The organism is Dietzia sp. SYD-A1 (assembly GCF_015356725.1).
Lineage (GTDB): Bacteria > Actinomycetota > Actinomycetes > Mycobacteriales > Mycobacteriaceae > Dietzia.
Genome location: NZ_JADDKI010000324.1, coordinates 1 through 1,842, shown reverse-complemented (window position 1 = coordinate 1,842; position 1,842 = coordinate 1). Strand labels below are relative to the sequence as shown.

The 1,842-nt window shown below is 71.0% G+C and carries 2 protein-coding genes; both read left to right on the top strand.

Annotated features, from left to right (window positions below; all coding sequences use genetic code 11):
* Positions 1-1,488, top strand: a 1,488-nt coding sequence (locus IY392_RS12945; protein ID WP_228549378.1) for an LCP family protein, incomplete at its 5' end; no start/stop codon positions are given.
* Positions 1,489-1,540: 52 nt separating this feature from the next.
* Positions 1,541-1,842 (top strand): TIGR03089 family protein (locus IY392_RS12940; RefSeq protein ID WP_309234179.1); only part of this gene is annotated, 302 nt, incomplete at its 3' end.

The following is a 1,842-nucleotide window of genomic DNA, read 5'->3' as shown; positions in this document are numbered from 1 at the left end:
ACCCCCTCCCGGCCGGTGGGGTCGCGGATCGCCCGCGCCCTCGCCGCCCTCGTCTCCGTCTTCTGCCTCCTGGTCACCGGTGTGGGCTGGTCGCTGTTCAACGGTCTGAGCTCCGACCTGTCCTCCGCCGGCGGCCTCGACATGGGGGACGGCGGGCTCGACGGTGCCGTCGACATCCTCCTGGTCGGCACGGACAACCGGACCGACGCCCAGGGCAACGCCCTCAGCCAGGAGGAGCTCGCCACCATCCGGACCGGTGAGGACGAGGGTGAGAACACCGACACCATCCTGCTCATCCGGATCCCGGAGGACGGGAGCTCGGCGACCGCGATCTCCATTCCGCGGGATGTCTACGTGGAGACCCGGGAGATCGGGGGCAGCAAGATCAACGGGGTCTACGCCGGGTACAAGCAGGCCTACCTGGACCGCGCCTCGGCCGAGGCCCCCGACGGCGCGGTCACCGAGCAGGACCAGCGCGACGCCGTCCAGGCCGGCCGCAACGGGCTGATCAACACCATCCGGGATCTCACAGGCGTGCAGGCCGACCACTACGCGGAGATAGGCCTGCTGGGATTCGTGCTGCTCACCGACGCCGTCGGCGGCGTCCCGGTGTGTCTGAACGAGGACGTCGACGAACCGCTCTCCGGGGCGAACTTCCGGGCCGGGGTCCAGACCGTGTCCGGCTCGGACGCCCTGAGCTTCGTCCGACAGCGGCACGACCTGCCCGCGGGCGACCTCGACCGGATCGTCCGCCAGCAGGCGTTCATGTCCCAGCTGGTCAAGAAGACCTTGTCCGCGGGCACCCTCGCGGACCCGACGAAGCTCGGAGCCCTCGTCGATGCGGCCCGACGCTCATTCGTCATCGACGAGAACTGGGACTTCGTCGACTTCGCGATGAAACTGCAGGACATCAGCGGCGGCAACGTCCGGTTCGAGACCATTCCGGTGACCAGCATCGACTCCTTCACCGAGTGGGGCGAGTCCATCGTCACGGTCGACCCCGCCCAGGTCGCGGAGTTCGTCGGCGGATTCGCCAGTGCCGAGGACGCGGACGAGGACCAGACCCCGACCGACACGCCCGGCGTCGACCCGGCGGCCGTCGCGGTGTCGGTGGTCAACACGACGGCGATCGACGGGCTCGCCGCCCGGGTCTCCGGTTCACTGTCCGAACTCGGGTACGGGGTCGGGGACCTGCTCACCGATCCCGCCGCCGCCTACACCTCACACGTCGCGGCGGGATCGGCTGACGACCCCGCCGCGTTCGCGGTCTCCGACGCGCTCGGCGGACTGCCCGTCCAGGTGGATCCCGCGGTGCCGCCCGGCACCGTCCGCGTGGTGCTGGCCGAGGACTACAGCGGACCCACGGGGGATGCCACCGCGACCGAGTCCTACTCCCCCGAGACCACCGACTACGCGCCTCTGCCACCCTCGATCGCACAGCGTCCGACCTTCGACGCCGGCGGCTCGGACGTCCCCTGTGTGAACTGACCGAACCGCCGTGAACTGACCCAACCCCGACCGACCTCTCGGAGGACGCCCCGTGACCACCGCCGCAGACACCGTGCTCCAACCACTACTCGCGGCGGACCCGGGTGCGCCCCTGGTCACCCACTACGACCTCGCTGCACCCTCGCGGATCGAGCTGTCCGTGGTCTCCACGGCAAACTGGGCCGCCAAGATCGCCGGTCTGCTGCGGGACGAGGTCGCGGTCGCGCCCGGGGACGTGGTGGTGTGCGACCTGCCCGCCCACTGGCTCACCGCCGGGGTCCTCCTCGGCGCCTGGTGGGCCGGGGCCGAGGTGCGGACCGGGCCGGCCGAGGACGCCGTGGCGGTGATCACGAC